General features: G+C 36.3%; 1 protein-coding gene. It reads right to left on the reverse strand.

Going from position 1 to position 2,275, the window contains the following annotated elements:
- Positions 1–1,154 precede the first annotated feature (1,154 nt).
- Positions 1,155–1,622 (reverse strand): hypothetical protein, encoded by a 468-nt coding sequence (locus ESY88_RS20485; protein ID WP_147088556.1) that lies wholly within the window; start codon positions 1,620–1,622, stop codon positions 1,155–1,157.
- Positions 1,623–2,275: the final 653 nt, after the last annotated feature.

A 2,275-nucleotide genomic window follows, 5' to 3' on the forward strand; every position in this document is an offset into this window, starting at 1 on the left:
TGCCGTAAAAGTAAAACACCCTGTTACCAAGGAAATAACTTACACCACCATAATCAACTCCGAGCAGCAACAAAATTTAGCGAAATTATTCGATTTCTAACTTGGGTGTCCCAGCGACGAAAACAGGTTTTCGTAGTTTTTTCCGTTAGAATTGATTTCCGCGTATATCTAAAATAAAATTTTGCCCAAACTTTGGTCATACACCGGTTTTCCAGTTATGCGACTTAATATTGGAAGGCCAAGAAATAAAATTGTTCACACGAGTGATAATTCCGCCGTTTTGGTTTTTCCGTATCTATTATAATTTCGGTGTGGTTTTTCAGATTCTGCTCTTAAAAATCAGAAGATTTTGTTGTTTATCTGTGTTTTCTGGAGCAGACAACTGTGTGCTAACGTTGATGTGTATGAGCCGTTGCGTGTGATTTCCCGAAACTCGCCAAGTAAGAAACTCCGCTGGAAAATTCCCGAGAATTTTCCAGAGTAGGACAGGCCCAGCAATGGCTTATACACGGTGTTGGCAAACGTTTTTTTATTTTTTCTTCGTTATGTTTTTCACGTCTGATTTGATTCCTCCGTTTTACTTTTAAAGTTCTAATTTAATAATTTCCGCTAAATTTCTTTGGGAATTTCTATTTTAATTTCGGCTTCCTGTCAAGCTTTTGGGCGGGAAACAGTTTTTCTTTTGTTTTTATTTGGTCGGTCGACATTGCTTTTCAATTTTGCTCTTAAAAAACCAAAAAAAATTTCGATTCCTTTCCGCCGTTTTTTTTCCGCCAGAGTGGATTTCTGCGTTGTGTTATTTCCGTCAGAGTAGATTTCGGCGTTGTTTTTTCGGTTCCGCTTAATTTCCGCAATGTTTTTTACAATTATATTCCGTTTTCATTTTCTAAAATTCGGTGCATTGTTTTTTCGGATTCTGTTCGGTTTGTCAATTCCGCATTTTATTCATTGCGTTTTTTCCTTTTCCAGCTTATTTATTGCGTTTTCAGTTTCAGCCGAATTTTTGTTCAAATGTTTGCCAACGTTGATGTGTATGGGCCGTTGCGTGTCTCACACACTAACCATTAAAGGTACAAAACTACGCTGTAAAATTCCCAAGAATTTTCCAGATAAGCACAGACCCAGCAATGGCTTATACACGGTGTTGTAGCACGTTATTTATATTCATATTTATTCCGCCAAATTTCTTCTCCTTTTAAAAATTCAATTAGAATTTCGGTCATTTCTTTAACTGATTTTGGTGGATTTACAATTAATATATGGTCATTTTCGGTAACATAACCAGAAGCCAATCCATCTTCATATAAACTACCGCTGACGTGTAAGGCATTTTCGTTTTCGTCTTCAAGTTGGACGATATGAAATTCGTTCCAATTGATTGATTCCATTGTACTTTTTATTATTTCAGGCGTTGCTTTTTCAGAAATAGTTTTTAGATTTTCTCCAAAGTCATATGAAACAACTAACCTTAAAGTCCTATAGTTTTCTTCCATTTTACTATTTATGTTTTCAGTTCGATTTTCAGCAATTTCGTTTGTTTTTAAATTTTGTTTCGAGTTCCAACTACTGAAAGTCATAAGTACAATTAATGATATAATTCCGGTTATTATGTGCGTTTTCATTCCTTTTACGCGAATTTTTGGTTTAATGTGCTACAACGCTCTTGAGTATGATTAGTTGCGTGTCTCAAGCAGTAAATTTAGCAAATAAAAACGAACTTGGGCATCCACGAGGGTTTTCGGAAGGAGAACGGGTCAAGCAATTAATTATACGCGATGTTGCAAGTAGTAATCACGGGTGTTTCTGGTTTAGTTACAATTTGAATTAGAAGTGCGTTCTGCTCGGAATTCGTGAGTTCAGTTTTCCGCAACCGAGCTAATTCCGTAAGATTGGTCAATTCCGCAAGAGTGATTTTCAGCGTTCTGATTCTCATCAGCTAAAATTTTTTTATTCCGATTGGTGGCGCAACGGTTAGTTTCACTGTTATCGAAATTCAGTTTTTTTTTTACGATGCATTTAATTCCGCATTAGTGAGTAATACCGTAACTTGCTTTTTGGCTTCCGTTTCGGATTCCGTTTTCTGATCTTTAAATACTGTTGGTTAAATTTCTGATTTTGAGTCTTTCTAGAAAGCCCGAGTATTACTTGCAACGCCCTTGAGTATGATTAGTTGCGTGTCTCAAGCAGTAAATTTAGCAAATAAAAACGAACTAGAGTATCCGCGAGGGTTTTCGGAAGAAGAACAGGCCCAGCAATTAATTATACGCTATGTTGT

The organism is Subsaximicrobium wynnwilliamsii, assembly GCF_007997225.1.
In the GTDB taxonomy this organism is placed as follows: domain Bacteria; phylum Bacteroidota; class Bacteroidia; order Flavobacteriales; family Flavobacteriaceae; genus Psychroserpens; species Psychroserpens wynnwilliamsii.

Coding starts and splice junctions, on each gene's coding strand:
- ESY88_RS20485 (WP_147088556.1), bottom strand. CDS start 1,622: ATGAAAACGCACATAATAACCGGAATTATATCATTAATTGTACTTATG.